At 73.8% G+C, this 14,848-nt stretch carries 15 protein-coding genes, 1 other RNA gene and 1 pseudogene; 9 read left to right on the top strand and 8 right to left on the bottom strand.

Annotated elements, in window-relative coordinates; genetic code table 11:
• Positions 1-35: 35 nt before the first annotated feature.
• The gene (locus M4D82_RS10760; protein ID WP_249765833.1) at positions 36-407 is read right to left on the bottom strand and encodes a response regulator; all 372 of its coding nucleotides are present in this window, start codon (positions 405-407) and stop codon (positions 36-38) included.
• A 239-nt stretch (positions 408-646) separates the two neighbouring features.
• On the opposite strand from M4D82_RS10760, the gene chsH3 reads away from it, so the two are divergent.
• The 3 genes from chsH3 to M4D82_RS10745 are packed head-to-tail and all read left to right on the top strand — an operon-like array spanning position 647 to position 3,559.
• The gene (gene chsH3, locus M4D82_RS10755) at positions 647-1,501 is read left to right on the top strand and encodes an enoyl-CoA hydratase ChsH3 (RefSeq protein ID WP_249765832.1); all 855 of its coding nucleotides are present in this window, start codon (positions 647-649) and stop codon (positions 1,499-1,501) included.
• 25 nt (positions 1,502-1,526) lie between these two features.
• On the top strand, positions 1,527-2,603 hold the full coding sequence (locus tag M4D82_RS10750) for a Zn-dependent alcohol dehydrogenase (RefSeq protein ID WP_249765831.1): 1,077 nt from the start codon (positions 1,527-1,529) through the stop codon (positions 2,601-2,603).
• A 14-nt stretch (positions 2,604-2,617) separates the two neighbouring features.
• Positions 2,618-3,559: a 3-oxoacyl-ACP reductase gene (locus M4D82_RS10745; protein ID WP_249765830.1), complete on the top strand. Its 942-nt coding sequence runs from the start codon at positions 2,618-2,620 to the stop codon at positions 3,557-3,559.
• A gap of 26 nt (positions 3,560-3,585) precedes the next feature.
• Here M4D82_RS10745 and M4D82_RS10740 read toward each other — a convergent pair whose 3' ends face one another.
• Positions 3,586-4,665, bottom strand: coding sequence for a hypothetical protein (locus M4D82_RS10740; RefSeq protein ID WP_249765829.1), 1,080 nt, complete (start codon positions 4,663-4,665; stop codon positions 3,586-3,588).
• A gap of 222 nt (positions 4,666-4,887) precedes the next feature.
• On the opposite strand from M4D82_RS10740, the gene M4D82_RS10735 reads away from it, so the two are divergent.
• The 3 genes and pseudogenes from M4D82_RS10735 to M4D82_RS10725 all read left to right on the top strand — a co-directional run bounded on the left by M4D82_RS10735 (position 4,888) and on the right by M4D82_RS10725 (position 7,959).
• Positions 4,888-5,745: a Nif3-like dinuclear metal center hexameric protein gene (locus tag M4D82_RS10735; RefSeq protein ID WP_249765828.1), complete on the top strand. Its 858-nt coding sequence runs from the start codon at positions 4,888-4,890 to the stop codon at positions 5,743-5,745.
• Complete coding sequence (locus tag M4D82_RS10730) at positions 5,742-6,485, top strand: zinc ribbon domain-containing protein (RefSeq protein WP_249771678.1); 744 nt, start codon at positions 5,742-5,744, stop codon at positions 6,483-6,485. The genes M4D82_RS10735 and M4D82_RS10730 overlap by 4 nt, the downstream gene beginning before the upstream one ends.
• Positions 6,485-7,959 (top strand): annotated as a pseudogene (locus tag M4D82_RS10725) (bifunctional RNase H/acid phosphatase). The gene M4D82_RS10730 and the pseudogene M4D82_RS10725 overlap by 1 nt, the downstream one beginning before the upstream one ends.
• Positions 7,960-8,017: 58 nt before the next feature.
• Here the strand turns inward: M4D82_RS10725 and M4D82_RS10720 are convergent.
• The 3 genes from M4D82_RS10720 to rnpB all read right to left on the bottom strand — a co-directional run bounded on the left by M4D82_RS10720 (position 8,018) and on the right by rnpB (position 9,126).
• Positions 8,018-8,272 (bottom strand): Txe/YoeB family addiction module toxin, encoded by a 255-nt coding sequence (locus tag M4D82_RS10720; RefSeq protein WP_249765827.1) that lies wholly within the window; start codon positions 8,270-8,272, stop codon positions 8,018-8,020.
• Positions 8,269-8,544, bottom strand: coding sequence for a type II toxin-antitoxin system Phd/YefM family antitoxin (locus M4D82_RS10715; RefSeq protein ID WP_249765826.1), 276 nt, complete (start codon positions 8,542-8,544; stop codon positions 8,269-8,271). Before M4D82_RS10715 ends, M4D82_RS10720 begins: the two co-directional genes overlap by 4 nt.
• Before the next feature lie 179 nt (positions 8,545-8,723).
• Positions 8,724-9,126: RNase P RNA component class A (gene rnpB, locus M4D82_RS10710), an RNA gene on the bottom strand.
• 78 nt (positions 9,127-9,204) lie between these two features.
• Here rnpB and M4D82_RS10705 point away from each other — a divergent pair.
• Positions 9,205-9,948, top strand: a complete 744-nt coding sequence (locus tag M4D82_RS10705; protein WP_249765825.1) for a MerR family transcriptional regulator — start codon at positions 9,205-9,207, stop codon at positions 9,946-9,948.
• Positions 9,945-10,778 carry a hypothetical protein gene (locus M4D82_RS10700; RefSeq protein ID WP_249765824.1) on the top strand — a complete coding sequence of 278 codons (834 nt, stop codon included), beginning with the start codon at positions 9,945-9,947 and terminating at the stop codon, positions 10,776-10,778. Before M4D82_RS10705 ends, M4D82_RS10700 begins: the two co-directional genes overlap by 4 nt.
• A 7-nt stretch (positions 10,779-10,785) precedes the next feature.
• Here the strand turns inward: M4D82_RS10700 and M4D82_RS10695 are convergent, their stop codons facing one another.
• Positions 10,786-12,255 (bottom strand): RNB domain-containing ribonuclease, encoded by a 1,470-nt coding sequence (locus tag M4D82_RS10695; RefSeq protein WP_249765823.1) that lies wholly within the window; start codon positions 12,253-12,255, stop codon positions 10,786-10,788.
• Between the two features lie 145 nt (positions 12,256-12,400).
• Here M4D82_RS10695 and yaaA point away from each other — a divergent pair, with 145 nt between their 5' ends.
• On the top strand, positions 12,401-13,201 hold the full coding sequence (yaaA, locus tag M4D82_RS10690) for a peroxide stress protein YaaA (RefSeq protein WP_249765822.1): 801 nt from the start codon (positions 12,401-12,403) through the stop codon (positions 13,199-13,201).
• A gap of 148 nt (positions 13,202-13,349) precedes the next feature.
• On the opposite strand, the gene M4D82_RS10685 is transcribed toward yaaA, so the two are convergent.
• On the bottom strand, positions 13,350-14,090 hold the full coding sequence (locus M4D82_RS10685; protein ID WP_249765821.1) for a bifunctional DNA primase/polymerase: 741 nt from the start codon (positions 14,088-14,090) through the stop codon (positions 13,350-13,352).
• Between the two features lie 100 nt (positions 14,091-14,190).
• Positions 14,191-14,829, bottom strand: coding sequence for a TetR/AcrR family transcriptional regulator (locus M4D82_RS10680; RefSeq protein ID WP_249765820.1), 639 nt, complete (start codon positions 14,827-14,829; stop codon positions 14,191-14,193).
• Between the last annotated feature and the right edge of the window lie 19 nt (positions 14,830-14,848).

Raw genomic sequence — 14,848 nt, 5'->3', positions numbered from 1 at the left:
GTCCTCCGCCGGAGGGCCCTCGTCCTGCGCTCGCCCTACGTCGGACCCCCCAGCGCGGGGTCCACCACAGTCTCGCCCCTGGACGCCCGCCGCAGGCAGTCGGCCAGCTCCTCCACCGGCCCGTCGCGCAGCACCAGCCCCGCCGCGCCCGTCGCCAGTACGGCTTCCCGTAGGCCGGGGCGGGCGGAGCCCGCCATGACCAGCACCCGGCACTCCGGTTCGTCGGCCAGCAGCGCCGCCACCGCCGCCGGCTCCTCCACCAACGCCACCGCCGGCCGTGCCAGGGTCGACGTGACCACCTCGATGTCCGGTTGGAGCCCGAGGCGCAGGGCGAGCGCCGGGTTCGGCGGCTCCAGGAGCACCCGTAGAGATCGGGCAGGTCGGTGCGTCACTGGCATTTCGTCCATCCCGGCAGGCTAGGGCCTGCCTGCACTCCCGGGGCAACTCGCCTCGCCGCAACGCGATCTGACGTGAAGTCAGCACTCTTCCCAACTGCTGGGGCGTGCGTTATACATGCCTTCAGTCGGCACTGGAACGCGTTCTAGAACCGGCTCCGCAAGCGACCTCGGCGCGGCCGACGGTGCGGACGGCCGCGTCGAGGTCTTCCCGAAGCCCCGGTTTTCCTCGAACAGGGAGCAGCGTTTTCATGCCCATCGATGCCGCCAAGGCCCTCGCCGCCGAACCCCGTCAGGGAGAGATCGGCTGGGACCACAAGGACATCCAGCTCTACCACCTCGGCCTCGGCGCGGGCCTGCCCGCCACCGACCCCGACGAGCTGCGCTACACCCTGGAGTCCAAGCTCCACGTGCTCCCCAGCTTCGCGACCGTCGCCGGCGCCGGCATGGCCATGCTGGGCGGGCTCGCCGCCCCCGGCATCGACGTCAACCTCGCCTCCGTCCTGCACGGCGGCCAGTCCATCGAGCTCCACCGGCCCATCCCCGTCAAGGGGCGGGCCACCACCACCGCCAAGGTCGCCGCCGTCTACGACAAGGGCAAGGCGGCCGTCATCGTGCTGCGCTCCGAGGTCGCGGACGCCGACGGGCCGCTGTGGACCAGCGACGCGCAGATCTTCGTACGCGGGGAAGGCGGCTTCGGCGGCGAGCGCGGGCCCTCGGCCAAGGAGGAACTGCCCGAGCGCGCCCCCGACCGGGTCGAGGAACGGCGCATCCGCGACGAGCAGGCCCTGCTCTACCGGCTCTCCGGCGACTGGAACCCCCTGCACGCGGACCCGGAGTTCGCCAAGCTCGCCGGCTTCGACCGGCCGATCCTGCACGGCCTGTGCTCGTACGGCATGACCCTGAAGGCCGTCGTCGACACGGTCTTGGGCGGGGACGTCTCGCGGGTCCGCGCCTACCGCACGCGCTTCGCCGGGATCGTCTTTCCCGGCGAGACGCTCCGCGTGCGGATGTGGCAGGAGGTCGGCCGGGTCCTGGTCTCGGTGACCGCCGTCGAACGGGACGACGCGCCGGTCCTCGCCGACACCGTCGTCGAACACGCGTAAGACCGACACCCGAAGGAGCCGCACCGTGCGCGCAGCACTGCAGAGCGAGATAGGCCAGGACAAGCTGGAAGTCGTCGACGACATGGAGGCCGTGGGCTTCGGCCCCGGCAAGGTGAGGATCCGCGTCAAGGCCACGGGCCTGTGCCACTCGGACCTCTCCGCGATGAGCGGCGTACTGCCGCAGCCCGCCCCCTTCATCCCCGGCCACGAGGGCTCCGGCGAGATCGTGGACGTCGGGGACGGGGTCGACACGCACCGGATCGGCGACCGGGTCCTCGTCTGCTGGCTGCCGCCGTGCGGCCACTGCCCCGCCTGTAGGCGCGGCCAGGGCCACCTGTGCCTGGAGGCCTTCGGCAACGTCGCCACCCCCAACTTCCGCCGCACGGGCACCGACATCTTCGGCTTCGCCGGCACGGGCACCTTCGCCGAGGAGATGGTCGTCCCGGCGGCCTGCGCCGTCCCGATCCCCGACGACCTCCCGTACGACATCGCCGCGCTGATCGGCTGCGGGGTCACCACCGGACTCGGCGCCGCCATCAACACCGCCAAGGTGGAGGCCGGCTCCTCGGTCGCCGTCATCGGCTGCGGAGGCGTCGGGATCTCCGTCATCCAGGGCGCCAAGGTGCAGGGCGCGGCGCAGATCATCGCCGTCGACCCGGTCGCCTCCCGGCGCGAGGCCGCGCTCCGGTTCGGCGCCACCGAGGCGGTCGCGCCGGACGCCTTCGCCGACGCCAAGAACCGGATCACCGCCGGCGAGGGCTTCGACTACGTCTTCGAGGTCGTCGGCAAGTCCGCGACCACGCAGACCGCGTACGAGATGACGCGGCGCGGCGGCTCGGTCGTCGTGGTCGGCGCGGGCGCCCTCGACGACAACTACTCGATCAACATGTTCTCGCTGTTCTTCGACGAGAAGAAGATCCTGCCGTCGATGTACGGGGGCGGTGACGTGCTCCGCTCCTACGAGCGCACCATCGCGCTGTGGCGGGCCGGCCGGGTGGACCTGGCGAGCCTGATCACCCACCGGGTGCACCTCGCCGAGATCAACGACGCCCTCGACCAGATGCGTACGGGTGTGGCCCTGCGCACCTGCATCGAACTCTGAGAGGAATCGGCACGATGTCACTGCCACTTGAGGGGCTCAGCGCCATCGTCACCGGCGCCGGCCGGGGGCTCGGCCGGGCGGAGGCGCTCGAACTCGCCCGGCTCGGCGCGAGCGTCGTCGTCAACGACTTCGGCCAGAGCGGTCGCGACGGCTCCGGGGAGGCCTCGGCGGCCCCGGCCGAAGCGGTCGCGGAGGAGATCCGCGCGGCCGGCGGGCAGGCGGTGGCCCACCTGGGCGACGTGGCGGACTTCGAGCAGGCCAGGGAACTGGTCGAGCTGGCCGTCGAGCGCTTCGGGAAGCTGGACGTCCTCGTCAACAACGCGGGGATCCTGCGCGACCGGATGATCTTCTCCATGTCGGAGGAGGAATGGGACTCGGTCATCCGGGTCCACCTCAAGGGCCACTTCAACACCACGCACTTCGCCTCCGCGCACTGGCGGGAGCGGTCCAAGGCGGCCGGCGGGCCGGTGTACGGGCGGATCGTCAACACCTCATCCGAGGCCTTCCTCGGCGGTTCGGCGGGCCAGCCCAACTACGCGGCCGCCAAGGGCGGCATCGTGGGCCTGACCACCTCGACCGCCCTGGCCCTGGCCAAGTACGGGGTCACGGCCAACGCCATCTGCCCGCGCGCCCGCACCCGGATGACCGAGGACGTCTTCGCGGGCTTCGAGGTGCCCGAGGACGGCAGGCTCGACGCCCTCGCCCCCGAGCACGTCGCCCCGCTGGTCGGCTACCTGGCCTCGCCGGCCTCGGCGCGGGCGAACGGGCAGCTGTTCGTCGTCCACGGCGGGATCGTGGTCGTGATGGAACGCCCCAGGGTGGCCGCAAAGTTCGACACCACCAAGGAGGCCTTCTCCTACGAGGAACTGGACGAGGTCCTCACCGCCCACTACGCCGGCCGCCCCCCGAACGAAACCTTCGCGGCGCCCGAGGTCCTCGGCCTCAGGCACGGCTAGGTCTTTGCGTTTCGCGGCAGGCCCCCTCAGCCCAGGGGGGCCTGCTGGAGCGGGACCGGGCGGACCGGCGTGGGAGGTCGGTCCAGGTGGAGGGGCGGCGGCGGGGCGACCGGTTGGGTCAGGCCCACCAGGCCGCAGGGCGCGTCCGGGGTGGCGTACGGGAGGTGCAGGCGGCCTTCCGCGCTCCACAGGCCGGTGCCCAGCCAGCCGGTCGGCGCGCCGAGCCGGAACACGTGGCGGTCGGCGGGGCGCCACAGGGCGATGCCGTCCGCGCCGACGCGCAGCGCGACCCCGCACGTCTCCGGCATCAGGACCTGGCCGGGCTGGACCGCGAAGGGGTGCGCGTCCTCGATGCGCAGGCACTCCGGGAAGCGGACCGGGCGGGCGCTGCCCAGGACGCCCCAGCCGAGGCGGTCCTCGCCGGCGGCGTTCGAGCGGATCACCAGGAGTCCGCTGTCGGGGGCGGCCAGCAGGAGCCGGTCGTCGCTGTCGTCGGCGATCTGGAGCAGCGGGGTGACCTCGCCGGCGCGGTCCAGGTCCACGACGACGGCCTTGGTGCGGCCGTCGCGTTCCTGGTCCAGCGCCAGCAGCCGGCCCGTACGGTCCAGCCAGACCCCGCCGGAGCAGCGGCCCGGCAGTACGGCGGCCCGTTCGGGTCCGGCGGAGGACGGTCCGCCGGTGATCCGCCAGACGGTGCTGCCGGCGGGCCCCACGGCCAGGGCGTAGGCCCCGCGCCCGTCCGGAGCCGGGGGCAGCAGGTGGACCCGTAGCCCCTCCTCCGCTTCGATCGAGCCGATCTGGAGCTGCCCGGTGCACGGCCCGCCGGCGGCGCCGCCCGAGGGGTACAGCAGCGCGAAGGCGTGGCTTTCGGCCACCCGGCGGTGGATCAGCACCCGCCCGTCGGCCAGCGGGAGCACCTCGCTGTCGGCCTCCTCCGGCTGCGCCAGCGGCAGCGGTACCGCGTACGGTTCCGGCCCGCCCAGCGTCCAGCGCTCGGGGTAGCGCGCCTCGCCCTCCCCGGCCAGCCGCGCGGCGTAGGCCCCGTCGGCGGCGATCGTGAACGGGGCGGTGGTCGTCGTCTCGATCTCGGTGGCACAGACAGTCATCCGGGCCGTCACCTCCGGGGAGGAAGCTAGTTTTCGCACTTCCTGCCGAACCACACGACCTCACAGGCTTCACACGTACGGGTGGCCGCGCCGCGATTCGGCTGTTCCGAAGGGCGCGATTGTGCTGTTGCATATCGGGGGTTTTGGGGTAGGTCCGCGCGCTGCGCGCCAGGGGTCGGTAGGGGCAGGCCGGTCGGTCGCCACGGACGGTAGCCTTGGCCTGTGCCCCGTCTCCATGAAGTCATCGCCGCGCTGGACGCCCTCTGGCCCCCCTCGCGGGCCGAGCAGTGGGACGCCGTCGGGACCGTCTGCGGCGATCCCGACGCCGAGGTCTCCCGCGTCCTGTTCGCCGTGGACCCCGTGCAGGACGTCGTCGACGAAGCCGTGAAGCTGGGCGCCGACCTGCTCGTCACCCACCACCCCCTCTATCTGCGCGGCACCACGACCGTCGAGGCGGGCACCTTCAAGGGCCGCGTCGTGCACACGCTGATCAAGAACGACATCGCGCTGCACGTCGCCCACACCAACGCCGACACCGCCGATCCCGGCGTCTCCGACGCCCTCGCCGGCGCCCTCGACCTGCGGGTCACCGGCCCGCTCGTGCCCGACCCCACCGACCCGACGGGCCGCCGGGGCCTCGGCCGGATCTGCGAACTGGACCACCCCGAGACCCTGCGCGAGTTCGCCGCCCGCGCCGCCGCCCGGCTGCCCCGGACCGCGCAGGGCATCCGCGCCGCCGGCGACCCCGACGCGTTGATCCGTACCGTCGCCGTCAGCGGCGGCTCCGGCGACAGCCTGTTCGCCGAGGTCCGCGCCGCCGGCGTGGACGCCTTCCTCACCGCCGACCTGCGCCACCACCCGGTGTCCGAGGCGCGCGAGCAGTCCCCGCTCGCCCTCGTCGACGCCGCCCACTGGGCCACCGAATGGCCCTGGTGCGAGCAGGCCGCCGCCGAGCTCGACGCGATCTCCGAGCGCCACGGCTGGGGTCTGCGGACCCACGTCTCGCGCACGGTCACCGACCCCTGGACGGCGCACGCGCCGTCCGTCACACCCCCTTCTCACTCAGGAGCCCCCAACTGAACGCCGAGCCCGCCGACCAGATCCGACTTCTCGACGTCCAGGCCTTGGACGTCCGGCTGTCTCAGCTCGCCCACAAGCGCAAGTCGCTGCCGGAGCACGCCGAGGTCGACTCCCTGACCAAGGACCTCGCCCAGCAGCGTGACCTGCTCGTCGCCGCCCAGACCCAGGCCAGCGACGCGGCCCGCGAGCAGACCAAGGCGGAGCAGGACGTCGACCAGGTGCGGCAGCGCGCGGCCCGCGACCAGCAGCGGCTGGACTCCGGCGTCGGCATCTCGGCCCGGGACCTGGCCAACCTCCAGAGCGAGGTCGTCTCCCTCGCCAAGCGGCAGGGTGACCTGGAGGACGTGGTCCTGGAGGTCATGGAGCGGCTGGAGTCCGCGCAGGAGCGCGTCACCGAGCTGACCGAGCGCGTCTCCGCGCTGGAGGCCAAGCTCGCCGACGCCACCGCGCGCCGCGACGCCGCCACCGGCGAGATCGATGCAGAGGCCGCGAAGATCACCAAGGACCGCGAGGTCATCGTCGCGTCCATGCCGGCCGACCTGATGGGCCTGTACGAGAAGATCCGCGCCAAGCAGGGCGGTGTCGGCGCCGCGCGCCTCTACCAGCGCCGCTGCGAGGGCTGCCGGCTGGAGCTGGACATGGCCGAGGTCAACGAGATCAAGGCCGCCGCGGCCAACCAGGTCGTCCGACACGAGAACTGCGGCCGCATCCTGGTCCGTGCGGCGGACTCGGGCATCTGATGCCGCGTTTCGTCGTGGAGGCGGACGGCGGGTCCCGGGGCAACCCGGGGCCCGCCGGCTACGGCGCGGTCGTCAGCGACCCGGCGACGGGTGAGACGCTCGCCGAACGCGCCGAGTACATCGGCGTCGCGACGAACAACGTCGCCGAGTACAAGGGCCTGATCGCCGGCCTCAAGGCGGCGCGCGAACTGGCGGCGGACGCCGAGGTCCGGGTCCGCATGGACTCCAAGCTCGTCGTCGAGCAGATGTCGGGCCGCTGGAAGATCAAGCACCCCGACATGAAGCCGCTCGCCGCCGAGGCCGCGACGATCTTCCCGCGCGCGCAGGTCACCTACGAGTGGATCCCGCGCGAGCGCAACAAGCACGCGGACCGGCTCGCCAACGAGGCGATGGACGCGGGCCGGCTCGGCCGCGAGTGGGAACCGTCCGCCTCCACGGCCGCCCTGGACACCTCGGCGGCCCGCGCCCTGGCCCACCCGCCGGCGGGCCCTCCGGGGGACGCGGCGAAGGGCGCCGCGGCGGCCCGCGCGGCCCTGGCCGCCGCCAGACCGCCCGGCGGCTCCGCGCCGGCGGCGACCGCCGCGGCCCCGGTGGCCGGGGCGGCGCCCGCCCGCACCGGTGGCGCCGAGGCGGCGGCCGCGATCGCCACGACCGCTGCGGCCCCGTGGCCGGGGCGGCGCCCGCCCGCGCCGGTGGTGCCGCGCCGGCGGAGGCGGTGGCCGACACCCTGTTCGCGGAGCCCGGCCCCGCCGCGGCGGAGCGCGCCGCGCAGCCGGCGCCGCCGCGCGACCGGGCCGACCGGCACGCCTCCACGACCCCCGCCCAGGGGCAGGGGTGGGGCCCGGACATGGGTGCGCCCGCCACCTTCGTGCTGCTGCGCCACGGCGAGACCGCCCTGACTCCGCAGAAGCGTTTCTCCGGCAGCGGCGGCACCGACCCCGAGCTGTCCCCGGCCGGCCGCCGCCAGGCCGCGGCCGTCGCCGAGGCGCTGGCCGCGCGGGGCACCGTACAGGCCGTCGTCACCTCACCGCTGCGCCGCTGCCGGGAGACCGCCCAGGCCGTCGCGGACCGCCTCGGACTGCCGGTCACGGTCGAAGAGGGCCTGCGCGAAACGGACTTCGGTGCCTGGGAGGGCCTGACCTTCGCCGAGGTACGGGAACGCTTCCCGGACGACCTCCAGGCGTGGCTGGACTCCCCGAAGGCCGCCCCCACCGGCGGCGGCGAGAGCTTCGCCGCCGTGACCCGCCGGGTCTCCGCCACCCGCGACCGCCTCCTGGCCGCCCACGCGGGCCGCACGGTCCTGCTGGTCACGCACGTGACCCCGGTCAAGACCCTGGTCCGCCTCGCCCTCGGCGCGCCGCCGGAGTCCCTGTTCAAGATGGAACTCTCCGCCGCCTCCCTCTCGGCGGTCGCCTACTACGCCGACGGCAACACGTCCCTGCGCCTCCTGAACGACACCTCCCACCTGCGCTAGGGGGTGTCTTTCGGAGCAGGCCGGCGAGCCCGGCCTGCTCCGAACGACACCCCCTGGCTCAGTAGTGGTACCGCGCCTGCGCGATTTCGACGGCCTCGTCCCTGATCCGGTAGACGAGACGGTGCTCGTCCGTGATGCGCCGGGACCACCATCCGGAGAGGCTCTCCTTGAGCGGTTCGGGCTTCCCGGCGCCTTCGAACGGTGTTCGCTGAATCTCCTTGATCAGCCGATTGATCCTCTTGAGGATCTTCGGATCGGCCGTCGTCCAGTAGGTGTACTGGTCCCACGCACGGCTGGAGAACACCACCTTCACGCGGCGGACTCCGCGTCATCCGTCGTTTCGACGAGTTCACGCGCCTGCCCGTGGCCGGCGTCGAGCTCGGCGATGGACTCCATGAGGATCTGCGCGTTGCGGGGCGAACGCAGGAGGTAGACCGTCTCCTGCCAGGACCGGAAGTCCTCGGCGGACATGATGACGACATCGCCGTGCTCGCGGGAGGTGACCTCTATCGGTTCGTGATCCTCGTTGACCTGCCGGATCAACGGGTAGAAGCGGGTGCGGGCCTCGTTCGCCGAGATCGGCATGGCTGACCTCCCGGGTAGGCATCATCGGTACGGCATGAGTCGTACGGGTTTACCGTACCAGTCCTCGGTCTGCGAGGGGCGCGACGTGTGCGGGTGTGCGGGGAACCCCCCGAAGCCTCCCCAGGCCCTGGGCTGATCATGAAAAAGCGGGCTCCTGACCAGGTCAGGAGCCCGCAGGGCAGACGAGTCGGCCTGTACGCCGGGTTCTGTCGCCCGGGGACCTCGCGGTCGCCGGGGAGACGGCCATCCATCTAGGACCGGCGTTGCCGCCGGCCTCGTGCGGTCTACCCGCGAACATCGGGCGGGCAGCCCTCAAGCGTTCGCGCAGACCCGTCCGGGGACGGATCCTCTTGACCTTGCTCCGGGTGGGGTTTACCTAGCCGCCTGAGTCACCTCAGGCGCTGGTGGTCTCTTACACCACCGTTTCACCCTTACCGAGGGCCGAAGCCCCCGGCGGTCTGTTTTCTGTGGCACTGTCCCGCGGGTCACCCCGGGTGGGCGTTACCCACCACCCTGCCCTGTGGAGCCCGGACGTTCCTCGGCGGGATCCGGGGATCCCGACGCGGCCGCCCGGCCGACTCGTCTGTCGTGGTGGCCATGTTACCCGGGGGCGGCAGCGCCGCTTGACCTTGACGCAGCGGCAGGGTTTCTACTGAGGTCATGCGTATCGGAGAGATCGCCGCGCTGGTCGGGCTCACCACCCGGGCCGTCCGGCACTACCACCATGTCGGGCTGCTCCCCGAACCGCCGCGGCGGCCCAACGGCTACCGCGCCTACAGCGTGCGCGACGCCGTACTCCTGGCCCGGGTGCGGCGGCTGACCGAGCTCGGGCTGAGCCTCGACGAGGTGCGCGACGTCCTCGCGGACGACGCGGGGCGCGACCTGGCCGACGTACTGGAGGAACTCGACGCCGACCTCTCCCGGCAGCAGGCCGAACTGGCCGAACGCCGGCGCCGGCTCGCCGTGCTGCTCGCCGCCGAGCCGGGGGACGGCGAACCCGTCTCCCCGGCGCTCGCCGCGCTGCTGGCCAAGGCGCCGCCCACCGCGTCGCCGTCCGCCGCGAAGGACCGCGAGCACCTCACCCTGCTCGACGCCACCGGCGCCGGCGGCGAGGAGCTGTACGCCCTGCTCGGCCCGCTCGCCGCCGACCCCGCCGTGCTCGCCCTCTACGAACGCCTCGACGCGCTGGCCGACGCCCCCGTCGACGACCCCCGCATCGGCCCGCTCGCCGCCGAGCTGATCGCCGCCGTCCCCGCCGAGGTCCTCGCGGCGATCCGGACCGACGCCCGCGAGACCGTCGTGGCCGAGGGCTTCAAGGAGGCGCTGCTCGCCGACTACGCCCCCGCGCAGGCGCGCGTCGTCGCCCTCGTCATGGAGGCGTTCGTGGACGGGGGCCGACGGTGAGCGCCGTTCGGATCGCCCGCTGGACGATCGCCGCCGTGATACCGGGCGAGCTGGTCCTCGTACTCTTCCTGGTCTCCGGGGTACGGCTGCCGGGGTGGGCGCCGGCCGCCGCCGAGGTGGTGGTGCTCGGCGTCCTGCTGCTCCAGGCGTGGACCCTGCGGTCCCTCTACGCCGCCGCCCGCGCCCGGGGCGCCGCACCGCGCGCCGCCGGCCTGGAGGCCGTACGGGCCGTGGTCCCGACGGCGGTCGAGCGGATCATGCTGCACGAGCTGCGGGCCATGGCCTCCCTCGGACGCTGGGTGGTGCGCCGCCCGCACGGGGCGCGGCCCGGCGACCTCGCCGCCGCGTACACCGGACCCCAGACGGCCATGATGTACGGGCTCGTCTTCGTGTCGGTGATCGAGACGGTCGCCCTGGCCGTGCTGATCCCCTGGCCCGCCGTGGAGCGGGTGGTGCTCGTCCTCGACGTCTACGGCGTGCTGCTGTTCCTCGCCCTGCACGCCGCCTGCGTCACGCGCCCGCACGTGCTGCGCCCCGACGGGACGCTGCGGATCCGCTACGGGGCCCTGTTCGACCTCACCGTCCCGCCGGACGCGGTGGCCTCGGCCCGGGTGGACCGCCGCTACCCGCAGGGGCGGCTGGTGACGCTGTCGCAGGACGGGGTGCTCGACCTGATCGTGGGCAGCCAGACCACGGTGACGCTGGAGCTCACCCGCCCGCTGGAGTTCCGCCGGCCGCTCGGCGCCCGCGCCACGGCCCGTACGATCCGCTTCCACGCCGACGACCCCCGCACCCTGGTCACCGCCCTACGGCAGCCGGCAGCACCCTAGGCGGTGTCTAGGCGGTGGCGAAGAGGATCTTCGACGTGCCCGGGTCGGCGCGGGTCAGGCGGACTCGGATCCGGTCCCCGAGGGGGAGGTCGGCCGAGCCGGACTCGACGCGGCCGACCACGGCGGGCTCCTCCAGGTGGACGGTGCCGACCCGGGGCTCGTGCTCCTTGACGTCGATCACCGTCGCCTCGAAGGTCTCGCCGACGCGGTCCTTCAGCAGGGCCGCCTCCACCAGGTCCACGCACTCACGCTCGACCGCGTTCGCGAGCCGCGTGCCCGCCGCCATCTCGCCCGGCAGCGCTTCCAGGGCCGCCGTCACCCACTCCGGCGGCCGTGCCCCCGCCACCGCCGCCACGCACAGCTCGCCGGTGTAGCGGTCGACGAGGCGCCGCAGCGGCGCCGTGCAGTGGGCGTACGGCGCCGCGACCGCCGCGTGCAGGGCCGGGTCGGGGGTGTGGCCGTCGGTGAAGACCGTGTAGCCGGCGCCCCGCAGCAGGGTGGTGCACTCCTGGAGGAACGCGGCGTGCGCGGGTAGGCGCGGATCCAGGGAGCGGACGAGCGCCGCGTACGGGACGTGGTGCGGCCAGTCGATCCGCAGGGCCTTCGCCGCGCGCCGCAGCCGCCCGACCGCGCCGTCGGGGGCGACGGGCAGGGTGCGCAGGATTCCGGTGCCGGAGGCCAGCATGAGGTCGGCGGCGGCCATCCCGGTCATCAGGGAGATCTGCGCGTTCCAGCCGTTGGCGGGCAGCGGCAACCGGTAGGCCAGGGCGTAGCGGCCGGCGCGCTCGACGACCTCCTGTTCGGGGACGCTCAGGGAAACCCCGCCGCGTTCGGCCTCCAGGGCCTCGCGCAGGGTGCCGATGGCCTTGAGCAGGGCCACGGGCTCCTCGGCGGTGCCGGTGTCGATGGCCTTCTGGACGCCGTCGTAGTCGAGCTTGGCCCGGCTGCGCACCAGGGCCCGGCGGACATCGGTGTGCTCGACGCGGCCGTCGGCGTCCAGGTCGAGCCGCCACAGGAGCGCCGGACGGGTCCGGTCCGGCAACAGGCTTGCCGCGCTCTCCGAGAGCACCGTCGGGTGCAGGGGGATCTTCCCGTCGGGGAGGTAGAGCGTGGTGACGCGTCGGTGGGCCTCGGCGTCGAGGGGGCCGCCCGGGGTGACGAACGCGGCGACGTCGGCGATCGCGTAGTGGACGCGGTAGCCGCCGCCGGGGCGCCGGGCCAGGTGCATGGCCTGGTCGAGGTCGACGGAGGTCGGCGGGTCGATGGTGAAGAGGGGGAGGTCGGTGGCGTCGGCCGTGGCGGGGGTGGGTGTGGGTGTGGGTGTTGGCGTGGCCGTTCTCGTCGCCGCTCGCTCGGCCTCGGCGAGGACTTCCGGTGGGAACGCCTCGGGCAGTCCCAGTCGCGTCCGCAGTTCACGCAGCGCGGCCCGCAGGGCAGCCCCTTCTGCGCCGGTCATGTGCATGTGGCGGCGTGGCATGGGTCGAGCGTAGGGCTTGCGCGGGCGATGTGCCGGGAAAGTCCCGCCGGGTGCCGGGCAGCGGGTGGGGCGTGGCGCGGCGACTACCCTGACTGGGGGGCCGCACCCCTCGCTCTGTGTACCGCCGTACTGAAGGAGAACCACCGTGCTCGTGCTGCTGCCGCCCTCCGAGGGAAAGGCCGCCGGCGGCTCCGGCGCACCGCTGGAGCTCGATTCCCTGTCCCTGCCGGGCCTGGCGGACGCGCGTACGAGCGTCCTCGCGGAACTCGTCGAGCTGTGCGGGGCCGACGAGCTGAAGGCGCGCGAGGTGCTCGGCATCGGCGAGGGGTTGCGCGGCGAGGTCTTGAAGAACGCCGAACTGCGGACCGCGCCCGCCCGCCCGGCGGCGGAGATCTACACCGGTGTGCTGTACGACGCCTTGGACCTGGCGGGCCTGCCGGGGGCGGCGCGGGCGGCGGCGGACCGGTCGTTGATGGTCTTCTCGGGGCTGTGGGGCGCGGTGCGGCCGACCGACCGGATCCCGTCGTACCGGCTGTCGATGGGGGTCAAGCTGCCGGGGCTGGGCGCGCTGGGGGCGTACTGGCGAGGGCCGATGGCGGAGGTCATGCCGGAGGTCGCGGGCGACGGGCTGGTGCTGGACCTGCGGTCGGCGGCGTACGGGGCGGCGTGGAAGCCGAAGGGGGAGGTCGCCGGGCGGACGGCGACGGTGCGGGTGCTGCATGCGCGGGTCGTGGACGGGGTGGAGAAGCGGTCGGTGGTGAGCCACTTCAACAAGGCGACGAAGGGGCGGTTGGTGCGGGATCTGTTGCTCGCGGGGGCCGTGCCGGCGGGGCCGGCGGAGCTGGTGGTCGCGCTGCGGGATCTGGGGTATGTGGTCGAGGCGGAGGCGCCCGCGAAGGCCGGGCGGGCCTGGTCCCTCGACGTGGTCGTAAGCCGGATCCACTGACGCCGGGCCCCTGCGGGGGGCCGCTGCGCGGTGCTTTGCTCCCCGCCCCGCCCTTCCTCCATCCCCCGGACCCGCTTGCGGGGGCTCTGCCCCCGCGCCCCCGCGCCTCAAGCGCCGGCGGGGCTGGAGGGTGCCGGCGGGGCTGGGGTCAGCGGGTCAGGGGCCAGGCTGCTGCGGAGGGGGTCGTGCCCGCGTGGGTGGCGCAGGCGTCGGTGAGGGTTTCCAGGAGGGTGAGGGGGTCCGGGAGGGGGTGGTGGGGGTCGCGGAGCCAGGTCACCGTGAAGTCGCCCGGGAGGGTCGCCGGGGGGAGGAGGACGTAGCTGCCGCGGCAGTGCCAGCGCAGGCCGGGGTGCTCGTCCATCGTCTCGGGGTGGCAGTCCAGTTCGCAGGGCCACCACTCGTCCTCGTCCTCGGGGGTGCCCCGGGTCGCGGTGAAGAAGAGCATCCGGGCCTGGTCCCCCGTACCACCGGATTCGGCGACCGGGCCGACGTCGATCCCGGCGGCCAGCAGCCGTTCCAGCGCGCTGCGCCCGGCCTCCAGCGGGACGTCGAGGACGTCGTGGACCATGCCGGTCGCGGTGATGAAGTTGGCCTGGGGCTGGCTGCGCGCCCAGCGTTCGATCTGCGCGCGGTCGGTGGTCGACTGGGTCTGCCAGGCGAACGAGACGGGGTGGCGCGCGGGTGTGGGACAGCCGATGCGGTCGCACGAACAGCGGTAGCCGGCGGGATGGGCGGCGGGGGCGATCGGCAGGCCCGCGGCGGCGACGGCCAGAAGGAGCGCCTCGCGCTGCCGGGCGGGGTCTTCGGCGGCGGGTTTCGAGCGGCGGCGCAGCCACTGCGAAATCCTGCTCTGCTCGCCGCGTTTGACGCGGCCGGACTCAGACCCCATCTATCCCCTCACCTCACCGTTGCCCCGGCAGACCGTTCCATGGTCCCACCATCCTGAGCCCCGGATGACCGCGCCCCCCGATCGGGGGACCCGACACGGGCTATCGGCGGGCGTCGGTGACGTTTCCCACGCCGTTCGGCCCGGCCGGGAGCCCGGCCAGGACGCCGTCCACCACCGCGTCCGCGAACGCGTGCGTCAGCGGCCCGGTCCGCAGCAGCCACCGGTACGTCAACGGGCCCAGCAGCATCTCCACCACCAGACGCAGATCGGTGTCCGCCGGGAGCCGGCCGGCGTCGCGCGCCGTGCGCAGGCGGGCCTCGTAGAGCGCGAGCTGCGGCTCCAGCAGCTGCTCGTTGAAGCGGGCGCCCAGCTCCGGGTCGGTCGCCCCGGCGGCGGTCAGGGCGCGTGCGGGGGCCTCGTACTTCTCGTCGCGGAACTCGTCCACTGTGGCCCGCAGAACGGTCTTCAGGTCGGCCGCGAGGTCGCCGGTGTCGGGGAAGCCCGTCCAGTCGCCTGCGGATGCGGCGTCGCCGGCCAGCGCCAGGGAGGCGTCGAGCAGCACGGCCGCCTTCGAGGGCCACCAGCGGTAGATGGTCTGCTTGCCGACGCCCGCGCGGGCGGCGATCGCCTCGATGGTGAGCTTGTTGTAGCCGACCTCGCCGACCAGGGCGAGGGCGGCGTCGAGGATGGCGCGGCGGGAGCGGTCGCTGCGGCGGGTGGCGTCGGGAGACTTGTTCATACGGTCAGTATCGGTGCGA

Origin of the sequence: Streptomyces sp. RerS4 (genome assembly GCF_023515955.1) — a bacterium.
Lineage (GTDB): Bacteria > Actinomycetota > Actinomycetes > Streptomycetales > Streptomycetaceae > Streptomyces.
This window is presented reverse-complemented; position numbering and strand designations above follow the sequence as displayed.

Coding starts and splice junctions, on each gene's coding strand:
- M4D82_RS10760 (WP_249765833.1), bottom strand. CDS start 407: ATGGACGAAATGCCAGTGACGCACCGACCTGCCCGATCTCTACGGGTG.
- chsH3 (WP_249765832.1), top strand. CDS start 647: ATGCCCATCGATGCCGCCAAGGCCCTCGCCGCCGAACCCCGTCAGGGA.
- M4D82_RS10745 (WP_249765830.1), top strand. CDS start 2,618: ATGTCACTGCCACTTGAGGGGCTCAGCGCCATCGTCACCGGCGCCGGC.
- M4D82_RS10740 (WP_249765829.1), bottom strand. CDS start 4,665: ATGACTGTCTGTGCCACCGAGATCGAGACGACGACCACCGCCCCGTTC.
- M4D82_RS10715 (WP_249765826.1), bottom strand. CDS start 8,544: ATGCCGATCTCGGCGAACGAGGCCCGCACCCGCTTCTACCCGTTGATC.
- M4D82_RS10705 (WP_249765825.1), top strand. CDS start 9,205: ATGCGTATCGGAGAGATCGCCGCGCTGGTCGGGCTCACCACCCGGGCC.
- M4D82_RS10695 (WP_249765823.1), bottom strand. CDS start 12,255: ATGCCACGCCGCCACATGCACATGACCGGCGCAGAAGGGGCTGCCCTG.
- M4D82_RS10685 (WP_249765821.1), bottom strand. CDS start 14,090: ATGGGGTCTGAGTCCGGCCGCGTCAAACGCGGCGAGCAGAGCAGGATT.
- M4D82_RS10680 (WP_249765820.1), bottom strand. CDS start 14,829: ATGAACAAGTCTCCCGACGCCACCCGCCGCAGCGACCGCTCCCGCCGC.